At 40.6% G+C, this 15179-nt stretch carries 16 protein-coding genes; 6 read left to right on the top strand and 10 right to left on the bottom strand.

Annotated elements, in window-relative coordinates; genetic code table 11:
* Positions 1-54: 54 nt before the first annotated feature.
* The 6 genes from LPTSP_RS15020 to LPTSP_RS14995 all read right to left on the bottom strand — a co-directional run bounded on the left by LPTSP_RS15020 (position 55) and on the right by LPTSP_RS14995 (position 3931).
* Complete coding sequence (locus LPTSP_RS15020; RefSeq protein ID WP_108929936.1) at positions 55-687, bottom strand: hypothetical protein; 633 nt, start codon at positions 685-687, stop codon at positions 55-57.
* 20 nt (positions 688-707) lie between these two features.
* Positions 708-1904: an NADP-dependent isocitrate dehydrogenase gene (locus LPTSP_RS15015; RefSeq protein ID WP_108929490.1), complete on the bottom strand. Its 1197-nt coding sequence runs from the start codon at positions 1902-1904 to the stop codon at positions 708-710.
* A 69-nt stretch (positions 1905-1973) separates the two neighbouring features.
* Positions 1974-2549: a hypothetical protein gene (locus LPTSP_RS15010; RefSeq protein WP_108929489.1), complete on the bottom strand. Its 576-nt coding sequence runs from the start codon at positions 2547-2549 to the stop codon at positions 1974-1976.
* A gap of 135 nt (positions 2550-2684) precedes the next feature.
* Entirely contained in the window at positions 2685-3038 is a 354-nt protein-coding gene (locus tag LPTSP_RS15005) for a VOC family protein (RefSeq protein ID WP_245915583.1), read from the bottom strand.
* Between the two features lie 10 nt (positions 3039-3048).
* Positions 3049-3381: a hypothetical protein gene (locus LPTSP_RS15000; protein WP_108929487.1), complete on the bottom strand. Its 333-nt coding sequence runs from the start codon at positions 3379-3381 to the stop codon at positions 3049-3051.
* A 16-nt stretch (positions 3382-3397) separates the two neighbouring features.
* The gene (locus tag LPTSP_RS14995) at positions 3398-3931 is read right to left on the bottom strand and encodes an RNA polymerase sigma factor (protein WP_108929486.1); all 534 of its coding nucleotides are present in this window, start codon (positions 3929-3931) and stop codon (positions 3398-3400) included.
* A gap of 282 nt (positions 3932-4213) precedes the next feature.
* Between LPTSP_RS14995 and LPTSP_RS14990 the strand changes: the two genes are divergently transcribed.
* Together LPTSP_RS14990 and LPTSP_RS14985 are read left to right on the top strand one after the other, a co-directional pair.
* Positions 4214-4648: an LIC_13246 family protein gene (locus LPTSP_RS14990; RefSeq protein WP_108929485.1), complete on the top strand. Its 435-nt coding sequence runs from the start codon at positions 4214-4216 to the stop codon at positions 4646-4648.
* Between the two features lie 115 nt (positions 4649-4763).
* Positions 4764-5915, top strand: a complete 1152-nt coding sequence (locus LPTSP_RS14985) for a hypothetical protein (protein WP_108929484.1) — start codon at positions 4764-4766, stop codon at positions 5913-5915.
* On the opposite strand, the gene LPTSP_RS14980 is transcribed toward LPTSP_RS14985, so the two are convergent.
* Positions 5912-7693, bottom strand: a complete 1782-nt coding sequence (locus tag LPTSP_RS14980) for an apolipoprotein N-acyltransferase (RefSeq protein WP_108929483.1) — start codon at positions 7691-7693, stop codon at positions 5912-5914. The genes LPTSP_RS14985 and LPTSP_RS14980 overlap by 4 nt on opposite strands.
* A 113-nt stretch (positions 7694-7806) precedes the next feature.
* Between LPTSP_RS14980 and murA the strand changes: the two genes are divergently transcribed.
* From murA to LPTSP_RS14960, 4 genes are read left to right on the top strand one after another with little or no spacing between them, the layout of a single operon-like run.
* On the top strand, positions 7807-9105 hold the full coding sequence (gene murA, locus LPTSP_RS14975) for a UDP-N-acetylglucosamine 1-carboxyvinyltransferase (protein WP_108929482.1): 1299 nt from the start codon (positions 7807-7809) through the stop codon (positions 9103-9105).
* Positions 9102-9755, top strand: coding sequence for a 4Fe-4S dicluster domain-containing protein (locus tag LPTSP_RS14970; protein ID WP_108929481.1), 654 nt, complete (start codon positions 9102-9104; stop codon positions 9753-9755). The genes murA and LPTSP_RS14970 overlap by 4 nt, the downstream gene beginning before the upstream one ends.
* Entirely contained in the window at positions 9752-10933 is a 1182-nt protein-coding gene (locus tag LPTSP_RS14965; protein WP_108929480.1) for a SpoIID/LytB domain-containing protein, read from the top strand. The genes LPTSP_RS14970 and LPTSP_RS14965 overlap by 4 nt, the downstream gene beginning before the upstream one ends.
* Positions 10930-11649 carry a hypothetical protein gene (locus LPTSP_RS14960; RefSeq protein WP_108929479.1) on the top strand — a complete coding sequence of 240 codons (720 nt, stop codon included), beginning with the start codon at positions 10930-10932 and terminating at the stop codon, positions 11647-11649. Before LPTSP_RS14965 ends, LPTSP_RS14960 begins: the two co-directional genes overlap by 4 nt.
* On the opposite strand, the gene LPTSP_RS14955 is transcribed toward LPTSP_RS14960, so the two are convergent.
* The 3 genes from LPTSP_RS14955 to LPTSP_RS14945 are packed head-to-tail and all read right to left on the bottom strand — an operon-like array spanning position 11646 to position 15164.
* Entirely contained in the window at positions 11646-13445 is a 1800-nt protein-coding gene (locus LPTSP_RS14955) for a hypothetical protein (protein WP_108929478.1), read from the bottom strand. The two genes, LPTSP_RS14960 and LPTSP_RS14955, sit on opposite strands and share 4 nt — an antisense overlap.
* A 1-nt stretch (position 13446) precedes the next feature.
* Positions 13447-14541: a penicillin-binding transpeptidase domain-containing protein gene (locus tag LPTSP_RS14950; RefSeq protein ID WP_108929477.1), complete on the bottom strand. Its 1095-nt coding sequence runs from the start codon at positions 14539-14541 to the stop codon at positions 13447-13449.
* Between the two features lie 5 nt (positions 14542-14546).
* Positions 14547-15164, bottom strand: a complete 618-nt coding sequence (locus LPTSP_RS14945) for a DUF2135 domain-containing protein (protein WP_439957025.1) — start codon at positions 15162-15164, stop codon at positions 14547-14549.
* Positions 15165-15179: the final 15 nt, after the last annotated feature.

Raw genomic sequence — 15179 nt, 5'->3', positions numbered from 1 at the left:
CTGAAGCCTGCAAGCGGGTTATAGTCACTTTGTTCCTGAAGCCTGCATTGCAGGCTATAGAAACTCGATCCCGACGATCACGTCTGGATGACATTCTCTTCTGATATCCCCTTCTAATTTAGGCAATTTAGAGAACCAGGTTTTGTTTTCGAATAATAGGTCGATCCAGTAGAAAAACAGATTCGCTTCTCCCAATTCGTTTTGGATCTTGAGTTCTCCGAAATCTTTTTTGATCTCTCCTATCCTTTCGTAAGTTTCACCGGATTTGGTTTTATAATGAATCTCCCAGGGTTCTGCCTTATACGGAACACCTTGAGAATTCGGTTTTCCCGGAATCAATTTCCAAGCCTTCAACAAGACTCGAGAGATCTCTTCGAACTTTAAGGTTTTAGAATATTGTACATTCTCTCTAGTATGTTTAAATGAGAATTCTTTAGGAGCGGCCTTCCAAGTCCCGGTGATCGTTCTTCCATCACAAAAGAAAGCTTTCACATTCGGTCCTGAGTTTTGGTTATTCGAAGAATTGGAAGAATTAGGAGCATCTCCTCTTGCGTCCAAACTTGGTTCGTTCGGAAGAGTTGGGTCCTTGGGCAAGCTAAGTTTTTGGCCGAAAACAGGTGCGACCAAAAACAAAAAAAGAAGGAGCCGATAGTGGCCCCTTCTTCTGTTTGTATCTTCAGATTTCACGGGTAGAATTCCCATTCATACTAAAGGCGTTTTTGAATCGCCTCCATAAACTGGAAGGTATCTAATTGTTTCGGGCCTTTGGTTGTGGTAAGTAGGACTAAGTCCTTGGTCATTTCTCCCGCTTGGATGGTGTCGATTACCGCCTTCTCCAATTTTTGAGCGAAAGCTACAACATCAGGAGTTCCATCCAATTCTCCCCTCTTAGCAAGAGCTCCGGTCCATGCAAAGATAGAAGCTACAGAGTTGGTCGAAGTAGTTTCTCCTTTTTGATACTGACGGTAGTGACGAGTCACAGTTCCGTGAGCCGCTTCGTATTCGAATTTTCCGTCTGGAGAAACAAGAACTGAAGTCATGAGTCCTAAGGATCCGAATCCGGATGCAACCATATCGGACATTACGTCTCCGTCGTAGTTCATGAGAGCCCAAAGCATTCCGCCTGGGTTCTTAACGATCTGAGCAACTGCGTCGTCGATCAAGTAATACCAGTATTCGATACCGGCTGCTTTCAATTCCGCCGCTCTTTTAGTAGAAACTTCGTCGAAGATTGCACGGAAACGAGCATGGTATTTTTTAGAGATGGTGTCTTTAGTAGCAAACCATACGTTGATCTTTTCGGAAATCGCGTAATTGAAACAAGCTTCTGCGAAACTATAGATGGACTTGTCCAAATTGAACTGTCCCATCACAACTCCAGGTCCGTCGAAGTCGTTGATAGTAACTCTTTCTTTTTCTTTTCCGTCTTTTGTAGTAAATACGATCTCTACTTTTCCGGCTTCCGGAATATAAAGCTCAGTGTCTTTATAAAGATCTCCGAATGCGTGACGACCTACTACGATCGGTTTTTGCCAGGATCTAACTCCAGAAGGAATATTGTTTACGATGATCGGTTTACGGAAAACTGTTCCGTCAAGAATGGAACGAATAGTCCCGTTTGGCGACTTCCATTCTTTTTTGAGTTTGTATTCAACGACCCGATCTTGATTCGGAGTGATGGTAGCGCACTTAACGCCCACCCCGTATTTTAAAATAGCATTAGCGGAATCAACAGTGACCTTATCTTCCGTTTTATCTCGATATTCTACGCCTAGATCATAATAATCTAATTCTATATCAAGATAAGGATGAATGAAACGATCCTTAATTTCTTTCCAAATTATACGTGTCATCTCGTCCCCGTCGAGTTCGACGAGAGGAGTTTTCACCTTAATTTTAGCCATTGGAATTCTCCTTAGAATGTCAGATGGATTGCAGGTTTTTAACCTTAGGTTTTTCCATTTTCTAAGGACTTAGGACTTCGGGAAAGAAGGATTCTCCTTTATTTTCAAGATTCCGCTTCGGAGGTAGTATAGGTTTTGGGTGGAAAAATAATTAATAGCGACCGGTAGGGAAACGATCCCCAGGACTGAAAAATAACGATATTTTAAAGAATCTTTTCCATTCAGGCCGGCTATGGACTTTTCTAAACGTAAAAGTATCTTTTTCCAGCGTTGTAAGGTGGGAAGAAGAGAAGGATTACATCCTTCGAAATACAAACCGTCTGCGGAACTAACGATTATATCTTTTAAATTGCTAGGAAGAGCCGGGGAACCGAATAGATCTCTTACTTTGACCAAGTCTTTTTCGACATCGGACTCAGTTTGCCTTGGAATAGGCAGGATGGAACTGATCCCTAATGAGACCGGAAGGGAAAGACGGAATAAAAAGTCCGAAGCGACTATGGAATTCAGATACCTTCGAATTGTTTCACCCAACGCATCGGTATGATCCAGCTGTGAATCGCTTAGATCTTTTACGGTTTGGATAGTGTACTGGCTGAGCTTGATCTTTTCCGTCCAGAACAGGCCCAGTAATTCCGTTTCCATGTGGGTAAAGAGTACATTTTTTGCTCGGCCTTTTTTGGCAATCTCTATCTTGGGCTTCGAATTCTGTTCTTATATACCACTTATGGGGGAAAGTATTAGTCCCCAGGGAATAAATCCTAATATGAAGCTTAGGATCTATTCTTCTTCGCAAATCAATTCAACCAAGTAGCCATCGGGATCTTGGAAATTCAGAAAGAGTGTCTTAGAAGATTTACGAACACCGTATTCTAATCTTTGAGAAAATAATCTTTGTTCAATCTCACGAAAACTTTTCGCATCCACTCTAATCGCAAAATCACACCCGGATCCGAATACGGGAGAAGAAGGGTCATTCTTCTCTCCATAGATCGCTATATTAGATTTTCCTATACCGAGAACTTTTGCGGCTCTTTCGGTCTCCTCCTTTTGGGGGAGACCGAAAATTTCACGATAAAAATTCGCACTTACTTCCGGATCACGGGAGGTGATACCGATATGATTTACTTCCATAAACATAATTTTACTCCCTTAATTCGCGATCGATTTGATCTAACTTCTGTTGAAGTTTTTGTCTCATCTTCTCTTTCATCCTACGTTTCCAATGTGCTCTTTCTCGATGACCGTGGTGATGGCCTGGACCAAACCAATGTCCGCCTTTAAACAAAATATGTGAAAGAACGAACAAACCTAAAGCTTGCCAGTAACTGATCTGCTTGATCCCGAAAATATCAGGAAGCAACCAGTTCCAAAGTTGCCAAACCGCGTAAGCCAAACCGAAGAAGAACAAAGGCATCACAAAGATGATCAGAAAAAATTTCCCTAATCTATGTCTAAACTCGCCTGTACCGTGCATGGTTTTCCTCCAAAACTTAAAACTCTTCCAGAAAGAAAACCTTCAGGTCCTTCAAACGTTTTGCTAAAAAATCCTTTGCGTAAGATTTTCGTGCAGAGAGGGTTCCTTCTGGAATTCCGGTGGCTTCCGAAATTTCTCTAAAGGATTTTCCTTCGAACACATTTTCCACAAACGCGGATTTTTGTTCTTCAGGTAGTTCTTCTACAGCGATCGCTAATTCCTGGAGCACAAGACTTCTGTAAAATTCCTTTTCAGGTCCTGCAGCTTTATCAGGTATCGCGTCCTCTAAGAAAAACTCCTGCTCCAAACGAGAGTTAGAATACTTCCCCGCTTTTTTAAATCTGTACCAGTCCCCCACTTTATTGCGAAGTACCGCATACACATAAGCTAAAAGATATTCTATAGACCCCGCAGAATCCAGCTCGGTCACAGCGGTTAAAAAAGATTCCTGAAGAAGATCTTCTGCTTCTTCCGGATCCGCAACCCTGGAACGAACCCATGCAAGGATTCTATCTCTTTCCCGTCTGTATATCGTGTCCAAGGATCCCAATGTGTTTCTCTTTCCTTAGGGAAGTAGTTGTAACAGCGGGATTTTCCTTGGATTTTTTTAATAAGAATTGGTTTGAAACGGAAAAAAAATGATCCAAAAAGGAAGAATTCCGGACCAGAACCCATTCGAATTTAGAATGCTCAGCATAAAAACTCCTGAAGTTCGATACAAAGGTCCCAAATAAGAAAGGTAAGTTTATCCCTTAGGTCCCATTTTTTTATAAAACTCTAATTTTTTTCAGCCATTTCCTTCGGCCAAAACCCGTTTCCCCGGAGGATTTTTATGAAGGTTAGAAGAAGCAGAGAAGTAGAAGAACATTTTGGTTGGATGAAATTGAAAACGGATCAATTGGGTTTTTTAGGAATTATACATTCCGTAAACAGATTCTATGATTCTCTCCAAGGTTCCCAATCCAATGAGCTGCGTTACTTCCGAAGAAAATTAGTAAAAACTGATTTCAGATATTCTAAAATTTTCATGAAGAAGTTCGGAGATTATGAATATCTGATCTATGCAAGGATCGAAACTCCTGGAAAATCGGAATCCGATTCTTGGATCCATGTAGATGGGATCAGAATGGAAAGGGATGAAATGAAAGCAAAAGGAGTAAAGGACCATCCATCCTACGAAATTAGATGTATCAGCGATATTTTCGAATCCTCTTGTGTCCCAGCTTCCAAGTCGGAAGAGGATAAAATAGATTCGGATTGTGGCTAATTTCAATATTAAGGGGATACATTCGTTTCGAATAAAAACAAAATTAGGAAAATTTATTTCTCCCAGACAAGAATTGCTTGCCGGAGAACAAAACCAAGGTTAGGAATTGATCCCCATGTTTTTACCAACCGAAAATTCTTCGGCGAACGATTGTTCTTTTAAACGATCTAAAACCATTCTTTCGAAATCCTTTTTGATCTTTTTACTACTATTTTGTGCTCTAGGGGAATGGAAACTACAGGCGGACGAAACAAAAATCCAGGCCAGAAAAACAAGCAAACTTGAAATGGGGTTCCATCCCTACACTCAGGAAGGTTATTTCCAAGCTTGGAACTATTCCTTTACGGATGACCAGACCTGGATCTTTGCCACATTCATTGTAAGTAATCTAGGACCAGGCACCAAAAACTGCGGAGTAAGCCTTGTAGTTTTCGATAAACAAAACGGAACACAATTTTCTACCAGAGAATATTCCAAAGACGAACTCAAAGCGGAGAGCGGAAATCTAGAATTAGAAATTTATGATAGTTCCGTTTATAAAGGAGAAGGCGGCCCGGAGATCAAGATGGTCACAGACACGGCGGAACTTGTGATCAGTTATAAAACCAGTTGGTCAAAAGCGGTTTCTCTATCGGGAGGAAAGATCCATCTACCTGAAAAAGATGCGTTTGTACAAGCGGACATGGCATTCTCCTCTGTTCCTGCAAAAGGATATTTGGTCTTAAACGGAAATAGAATGGAACTGAACGGAAGAGGCGGAATGGAACATCTTCTTACCAACTATGAAGTTTACAAATACAGCAGACGTTGGGAATTATACCGCTCTATCAATAGTGCAGGAGAAAGATTATTTGCAGGCGGCTTTATAGGGAACGAAAACTTTCCGGAAGAAGAGATCCGAACAGTAAGTGCATTAGACCCTTCCGGGAAAATGATATTCTCTGCAAAGGTTTTGAAGTCTGAAGTTTTGGAATCGGAAACGGAACCTTTTTCAGGATACCTTCTGCCCATCAAAGAAAAGTTTTACTTAGACGAAAGCGGTTCCTGTAGTTTAACTGTATCTCGAAGACATACCGTGGGACAGATCTATGTCCTTTCCAACATATCAGCAGTACTTCGATTCTTTGTTCGTTTATTTTTTACGAAACCATATCAGCTCTACTATATTACAGATTCAAAGTTAGACTGTGCCCAAGTTCCGGAAGGAAGTCTCCCGAAAGATAAAAACTTTCGGGGGATTTTTTCCTATTATCTGATCAATCCTTAAGCGGCAGATTTATTATTACGGAGTAATAGATTTCCGTAATATACTGCGGTTAAGATGATCATGATCCAAGGGATTAGGTTTCCATAGAGAACATAAAATCCAGGAGGAGAATCGATCACCTGGATCTGTTGCCAACTGGTTTCGGCTTTCATAAGAGAAGTAGATTTACCTTCTATAAAATTGCCCAAATGATCCACGTAACCTGAAATACCTGAATTGGTAGAACGGACCAGCCATCTTCTCCATTCAATTGCTCGGAGTCTTCCTAACTCGAAATGTTGGTCACTCTCAGTAGTGGTCCCATACCATTTATCGTTGGTAAGATTTGCTATGAACTGAGGATTTCCTGAGTCTTTGAACTTTCTTACAAATTCCGGAACGATCACTTCGTAACAGATCAAAGGAAGAAAAGTTCCTTCATCTTTCAATTCAGTATGAGTCGGAGAATAATAATTTCTTACAAAATCCGCATCTATTCCTTCTGTTTTTTCCCAGGTAACGGGCAAAATAGTCTGAGGACTCTCTTTAGGGATATCGGAATAATAATGTAGAAGATCGAAAGATTCTCCCGGATCGAACCTTCCAGTTTGAGGACTCAGATCGTACATGAACTCGAAAGGCATGGTCTCTCCGAACATTACCAAATATTGTTTTTGGTAAGCCTGCCTTCTGACACCATTCGGATCGTATATTACGTTATTATTAAAGTACCTGAGATATTCTTTTCCGGAACTTTTAATCTTATAAGCTGCGTCTATTTCATTAAAGAATACTGTCGCCTTATATCGATTCGCAAAAGAAACCATTAAGGAATCGAACCTAGGCCAATAGATCCGATCTCCCATTCTAATCTTAAGCAATTCTCTGTTCGCGGAAAAATAAGGAATTCCTGCCTCCGGTAGAACGATCAGGTCCGGATTTTTGCCCGCTTTTTGGACAGCGTTCTCCACCATTTTGTCCATTCTTCCCATAAGATCTTCTATTACTTCTCTTGGAGATCTTCCCCTCTCGTCTCGAATACTCATAGGAGCATCTGGTTGGACTACTAGGACTTCTAAGGTTTTGCTTGGAGTTACGTTCTTCCATTTCAAATACAAGGTGGAACCTACGACGACGAAAAGAAGAAGTAACGCAAACGGCAAGGTCCAGAACTTTATAAAATGGGATCTTTTCTCTTTGGATCTTAAGATCTCAGGAAGATGTAACAGATTCGTTTCAAAAATCGTATAAGAGATTACGAATACTAAAAAAGAAAGTCCATAAACTCCCGCTATCTCCACAGTTTGAGCGAGTATGATATTTCCTGCTGCGAGATTTCCCCAATACCAAGGAAACAATTGGTATCCGATCATATCCGCTGCCATTCCGCAGACTCCGGCTACCCAAACGCTGTGTTTTCCTACTCTTCTGGAAAGAAAGGAATAAGAGACTAAGAAGATAGGGAACTTAGCCCCGAACAAAACACCCGCTAAAAGAAGAATGATAAATGAGACAAGCCAAGGGAAATTCCCGAAAACCATTGCCATATGATGGATCCAATGGAATGCAATCGCATAGAAGAATACCCCAAATAGGAAACCGTACCCTACCAATCTCCAATATCGTCCGGAATATTTATGAGTGATCCAAAACAGACCAAAGGGTGCGATCCAAACTAAATGGCTGAGATAAAAAGGAGCGAATGCTAAGAAGGCAAATGCCCCAGTCCAAAGAAAACAGAAGAAGTCGAAAAACAGTGTTTTTTGAAACTCTCTAAAGCGATGTAAAAAAGAATCCATGGGTACCAACGTTGATCGGAAAAAAAACCTTTTGAGTCAATCGATTTAGGCCCTGGTGAAGTGCTTGCCGTAGGAGAAGGAGAGATCAGTATACCAATAACACTGGTCGGATCATGAGCTCTCCATACTTCAAAATTATCGGTAAAAATCCTCTTCACGGAACTGTAATGCCCCAAGGGAACAAAAACGAGGCCTTACCTATTTTAGGCGCAGTCTGTTTAGTCCCTGGCGAAGTGATTATCGAGAATATCCCCCAGATCTCAGACGTACTCATGCTCATGGACGTTCTACGCCATCTAGGAATGGAAGTAGAGGATAAGGGAGAGGGTACCTTCTTATTCAGAAATAACGGAGATCTAAAGTCGGATCTTCCTGCAGAACTATGTTCCAAGATCAGAGGTGCCGTAACACTTGCAGGTCCCATTCTCGCCAAAACAGGAAGAGTGTTTTTACCAAGACCAGGCGGAGACAAGATTGGACGGAGAAGAATGGACACTCATCTTCTCGCACTCCAAGCATTGGGCGCTCAGATAGAAGTATTTCCGGATGGTTACGAAATCAAAGGAGATAGACTTAGAGGCACGGACCTTCTCATGGACGAAGCTTCTGTTACGGCTACTGAAAACGCGGTCATGGCGGCAGTGCTCTCCGAAGGCATTACCATCTTACGTCATGCAGCCAGCGAACCTCATGTGCAAAGACTTTGTAAATTTTTAGTTTCTGCAGGCGCAAAAATTTCAGGGATCGGTTCTAATATTCTCACGATAGAAGGAGTCAGCTCCTTAAAAACTCCGGACAAACCTCATAGGATAGGATCCGATTATTTAGAGATCGGAAGTTTTATCAGTTTAGCTGCAGTCACCGGCGGAGAAATTTTCATTGGAGATGTGGAACTCGAAGATATCCGAATGATCCGCATGGTATATTCTCGTTTAGGGATAGAAGTTCGCCCCCAAGACGGAGGCATCTTAGTTCCTTCCGACCAAAAAATGGAGATCATTCCGGATTATCACGGAGCCACTCCAAAAATAGACGATTCTCCATGGCCTGGCTTTCCGGCAGATATGACTTCTGTAGCGTTAGTCACTGCAACACAATGTAAAGGGACAGTACTCATTCACGAAAAAATGTTCGAATCTAGATTGTTCTTCGTGGATAATATTATCTCAATGGGTGCTCAAATTATACTCTGCGATCCACATAGAGCGATCGTGATAGGACCAAATCGTCTTTATGGACAAAAAGTAGCAAGCCCCGATATTAGAGCAGGGATGGCAATGATCATCGCAGCTCTCTGTGCAGAAGGTACAAGCTCTATCCATAATATCGTCCAGATAGATAGAGGATTCCAAGATATAGATACTAGACTTAGATCTCTCGGCGCTCATATTGAGAGGATAGGTGAAGAATGAACCGAAAAGACTTCTTCCGGAAAGGCTTAGCTAAAGCTTTTTCCGTTATGGAAGAAGGCGTAAATGAAATTTCGGAAACCTGGAAATCAGCTGTAGCGGAAGATAAAAAGACAGAACCGGAAAAGGTTCCTCCTAAAAAAACTCAGATCAAAGTTCCTAAACCTAAAACTGCCAAAAGTAAATTTAAAGGTTTTAGGAACTTACAATTCCCTCCCGGAGCGGATGCAAAAGGAAAACGGTTCTTCTCCAAATGTACCGCTTGTAGTGATTGTATTTACGCTTGTCCTTATTCAGTGTTGTTTCCTGTACCTGACGATAAAACAGGCAAACATTTTCCTCATATGGATGTGAATCTAAATGCATGTATGTTATGCAAAGATTATCCGTGTATCTCTGCCTGCGAGACAGGTGCACTTTTACCTTATAAAGAGAATGAATCTCCTAAATTCGGAAAGGCAAAAGGTTTCTTTCAACATTGTATCAATTCCAGAACAGGAGAAAAAACCTGCGAGACCTGTGCGATCACTTGTCCAATTCCGAATGTAGTCCAGTTCAAAGGAAATAAACCGAGCTTTTCTCAAGACTGCGTAGGCTGCGGTTTATGCGTTTCTTCTTGTCCAACTTTTCCTAAGGCAATCCAAGTACAATGAGCCATCCTTCCAAACTAGTAGGTTTGGGTTTTCTATTTTTATTCTCTTTTTCTTTATTTGCAGATACGGTCCCAAATAAGATCAAGATCGGGATCTTATCTAAATATTCTCCTGACTCAGTCAGGATCATCGCGAAAAATTCTAGAGTTCAATACTTAGGAAAGAATAGTTTAGAAAAAGATAAAACGATTTTAGTCCGAGCAGAACAAGATAAGATCCGGATCTTAGACGGAACTAAAAATTCTCTCTCAGAACATATCCTACTTTCCAGCGGAGAATACGAATTAGAAGTGCCGAAAGATCAGACTACTAAAAGATATTCAGGAGATCTGGAAATCACTTCCACCAAAGGAAAACTAAAACTCATAGTTGCAGTTCCATTCGAAGAATATGTGCTGATAGGAATGATCTCAGAATTCGGGGACCTATTTTATCCTAAGGATGAAAGGAATCCGGATCCAAACTGGAAAAAGGAATATACTGTCGTCGCCGCTGCAATGATCCGCTCTTACGCACTCGCAAACATAGGAAGACATTCTAAAGAAGGCCACGATCTTTGCGATCTGACTCATTGCCTCCAGTTTTCAGGGAAATTAAAAAAGGAGAATATACCTTCCTTCTCTTCTAAAAAAGTACTCCTACAAGATAAAAATGGAAAAGTTTTAGAGACATTCTTTCACTCTACTTGTGGAGGAAATTTATCTTCTCCTTCTGTACTTTGGAAGAATTTTAAAAATCCACAATATTATAGATCCGGTCTCGATACCAATGCAGGAGAAGTACAATGCAAAAAGTCTCCGTATTTCTCCTGGGAAACTTTTATCTCTAAAGAAGAAATGGAATCCGCCTTAGGAGCAAAACAGATAATCGAATTAGAGCCCAAGTATTCCGAATCCAGAATAACTTCCTTAGAATATAAGGATTATTCCGGAAAAAAGAATATCCAAGCCTCCGAATTCTTATCTAAAATCGGTAAAATATTAGGCTGGAATAAAACCAAGAGTAACGATTTTAAGATCGAAACAAGCGCTCGAGGATTTTATTTGAAAGGAAAAGGATTCGGGCATGGGATCGGCCTTTGCCAATACGGAGCAAGAGAAATGGCCTTTCGAGGAGCAAAGTCGGAAGAGATACTTCACTTTTACTTTCCAGGAGCGGAACTGAGGCAAATCCCTTGAGATCTTTCTATATAATATCCGTAATATATGTATTTTTTATAATATTCTTCTTTGAATCCGTAAATGCTCAGGCGGCGAGAAGAAAAGTAGAAGGATTCGAATTTTACTTTTTAGACGACTGGAACAAACAGAAGAATCCGGACAAATTACTCGAAACATTTGCAGATAAATTCGTAACGGAGATCCGATCCGAATCGGAAAGACTAGAAAAAAGAATCCCACAAGACGTTCAGATATTTGTTTCTGAAAACTCTGAGGTTTTCCGAAAATACTCGGGCCAACCGGGAAGCTTAGCTGCTTTCTATTCTCCAGAACGTAATAAATTCTTTTTTCAAAATCCGGAAAGTTTAGCTAAAAGAGGAATTTTAGATACTGTGATCAAGCATGAGATCTGTCATTTTTTAGCTCCGGAATCCAAATCGGAAACTTCCTTTTGGATGCAGGAATCTTATTGTGAATCTTTGTATCCCACGAATCCTAAACCTACATCTGTAGATCTTAAGTTTCCTTGGAGTTGGGAAAAATTCGACGAAGAATGCACCAAGGAAATCCACTCAAGAAATGGAGCTAAAAAAAAGATTTTATATCAAAAACTTTTTCTCTGGGGTTCCTGGCTTTTAAAGACAAAAGGTGAAGCAAGGTTTCGGGTCTTTTTGGAAACTCCAAACACGCCAATCCAGGACATATATTCACAATTTATAAAGTCGAGATATTAAAAGACCTTTAGTTTCCCCCAGTCTTCGTTTTCTTTTCCGGAACCGAAAGAGACCACCAATCTTTCAAAAACTTTCAGTTTATCTAAAATAGGCTGCACATCTCTGTCGATTGTTTTGGAAGTATATTCAGGAGAACCTTCCGCTCCGTATAAATAAAAACTTTTGAGATCATCCAAAATTCCGGGCACACGAACCACAAGATGATGTGGATAATAAGCCAATTCTTTTGCAGGACCGGAAGAGAATAGATCAGCTTGGTTAGGTCTATTTCCATTTCCTGAGGAAACAGTTTCTTCCGCACTTTTTCGATCCGAAGCTAAGTATTTCCAATTCCCCACTTTCAAAGATGCTGGTGTATAAAAGCCGCCTTTTCTCAAAGGATAAGATTCTAAATTTGTATTTTGGTAAGAAACTTTGATAGGATTTCCAACTTTGAAAATCGCCTTTAAAAGTTTATCATCCGGGACGGAGGCAGGTAAAGAGATCCCAAATCTTGGATAGATCATACCCGATTTATATTCCAATCCATTAAAACTGAGAGCGATCCCTTTCTCGGAGCCGAAGTATTGTTCGTGGATCCCTGCATTTTTACCAAATGCATTTAATCCTTCTCCAAGTTCTTCCCATTCTCCGCTTACGGATTCTAAAGATTTCCAAACTTCGGAAGGTTTTAATTCTTCCGAATAAAATACTAAATTCGTTTCTCGAGGTAGTACTTTGGAAAGACCAGGACCCGAACTAACTACTTGGTTTTTATCTCCACCTATCTTATAAACTTTTCCTTCCAGGTTTTTTCCGGTTTCCCAACCTAAAAGTAAAGCTGCTCCTGAATTTCCGAATGAAGGTTTAAGAAACGGACCCATCAAAGAATCAGTTCCCGCATAGAACAAGATCTTGTTCTCTTTTTTAGAAGTTTCTTTTTTAAGAATATCGAAACCTCTTTGATTGCCTAATGAATCGTTGTTTGCGGAAGAAGCCAGGTCCAAAGATTTTTCCAAAAGATCTTCCGAATCTGTAAGAATGATAAAATCTCCAAGCACTATCGCCAAAATTTTTCCGGAACCGAACTCATATTTAAACGCTTCCAAGTTCCCGAATTTTTCGGAGCCTGCCGCAAATTGGTCGGCAAAATCATCTGCAGAATGGGTGGTCTCTGAACCGGTAGGGGTATAATAACCTTCTTCTGTTTGTGGAGGAGTTTGTGGTTTTTCTTCTTTAGGGGTTTCTTTAACTACGATCTTTTCTCCCTTAAATGCAGTAATCAAACTCACTCCCAACTTGGAGCTTGCACTTGCCTTTCCCACTAGTAGAAAATTGGATTTAGGAAAAGTTGCAGCAGCCACAGGTCCGTCGAATAAAGCAGCCAACCTAGATGGCTTGGTCATAACTCCCGCTTTTGCTTCTAATAGATATAATATAGAACTGATCTTTCTAAGTTCAGGTAGAGTAAGAATTTTCTGAAAAGTTCCGTCTTCGGAAAGTTCTCTTCCCAAACTCGTTTTTTCCAGATCTTCTACAAACTCTTCTGGACGATATATTTCCACGAGAACGTTTGCTTTTTTAGGAATGAGAAGAGCGGGATCTTTGATCGAAGAGTCTATGGAATATCCTTTCAAAGAAAGATAGAAGCCAATCGCTAAAAACACGACCCCCGCCCCGGCAGGAATTCCTACTTTAGGATCTTTTAATATGTTTTCCCTAAATCCAGTCTTAAAGTTCTCCAGAGATTCTTTAGAAAAAAGATTCTTGATCTTAGGAATTACTTTTGTTTTGAAAATTTGGATGCAAGTTCTCATTTTATTTACCTGATTTTATTGCAGAATCTTTATTTTTAGGATCGATCTTATCCAGAAGAATCGAAGCCAAGGATTTGGCCTGATTCCCTCCGGAGCCATTGTCCACAAAAACGGTCAGCACATAAGATTTTCGATCTTTACGAAAAGATAATACTGTCCATCCATGTGTTTCATATTTATGCATAAATTTAGTTCCGGTCCCTGTTTTTCCGCCTAGGATCTCCAAACTCCCTTTTTCAGGAATATTCAAATCCTTTAAGGTCCCGGATTTCGGAACTTCGGAAAGAACAGAAGCGATCCATCTCAAATCCTTTCCAGCATAGGGATTCTCTTCCGATCGAACAGGCTCTTGGCCTGCTCCCCAATAAGGAGAAAGTCTTGGACCTTCTTTCCAAATAGAAGAATACAACTGTGAAATTTTTAAAGGACTTAAGAGGATCCCACCTTCTCCAATAGAAGCAGCTACTTTTCTCAAAGGACTGATAGAAATAAAATTCGTATCGGAAGGTTCTCGATAAGAATCTAATCTGGAGCGAGTGGATTTTCCCAAACTCCAATCCTCATATAACTTTGAATAAAATAACTCGGGATCAGAAGAAGCATTCGTTAAAAAATATACGTTACAAGACTGAACCAGGGCGGATCTAAGATCCATTTCTCCATGGCCTTTTGCCAAGGAACATCTTAAGTATTCTTTTCCGTTTTCGTCCTGAGGAAGATGAAGCGTGTTCAGATCCGACTTAGTGGGGGTGATACTTTCATTCGGGTAAAATCTACCCTTGCATACGACTTTTTTTTCCGGAGAAAATCCGAGTCTGTCTTTGAATTTTAATAAAGTTAAAGCGGAGAAGGTTTTCACCAATGAACCGGGAGGTAATTTTTTAGAAACTGCGATCTCCGGTCTGTATATATACTCTACTTTTCCGGAATCAATTTCCATTAATACCACTGATGATGTAGAATTTTTAGATTCGAATTCTTTTACTGCCTCATCCAGATACGAATAAGAAAATTTAGGAGCAGCTTCCGCCCCTGCTACATAAAGAAGCAGAGTAGCAGATAAAATTCCGATTTTATAATGTATTTTAGAGTTCATTCTGATCAGTCCGGCTCTATCTCAAAATTTCCCAAATGATAAACTTGCTGGGCCCTGGTCATCGTGAATTGGTATTGTTTTCTTTTTTCTCTGGGAGTTCCCTCATACAAAACTACATATACTTTGGCTCTGGTAACCTGAGCGTTAAACGGAGCGTAATACTGCGCTTGTACCGCATAATTTCCAGGCAATGCCTTGGACATCGTAAAAGTTTGGGGTGCAAAACTAGCATCATCGTAGACAAGATTGCCTCCAGACTTTGTGGAAGTATGCGCCCAGTAACACTTTTCCCCAGAAGGATCGATTACCCAAAGATCCGTATAACTCGCAGTATCCCAAGTAAGCACTACTTTGATATCTCTAGGTGGAACCTTTGCAAAAAAGCTGACCTTATCGTAAGCCTTGCCCGCACGAACTTCGACCAGATTGTCTCCGGGAGAAGCCACAGTGCTAAAGGAAAATTTTCCTTCATACAAGGGCACCATCTGGGGAATTCCATTAATAACTACTGTGACTTTTTCAGGATTGATACCTGTTACAGTTCCGGAAATTTTCTGTATTCTCCCCGTAGTAAAGCCACCATTAGGAGAATCTATAGAAACGGTCTCCGCCCCCAAATACATTATGGAAAGTGAATA

The organism is Leptospira johnsonii (genome assembly GCF_003112675.1).
Lineage (GTDB): Bacteria > Spirochaetota > Leptospiria > Leptospirales > Leptospiraceae > Leptospira_B > Leptospira_B johnsonii.
The sequence above is the reverse complement of the archived record's forward strand: the minus strand, read 5'-3'. Positions and strand labels throughout refer to the sequence as shown.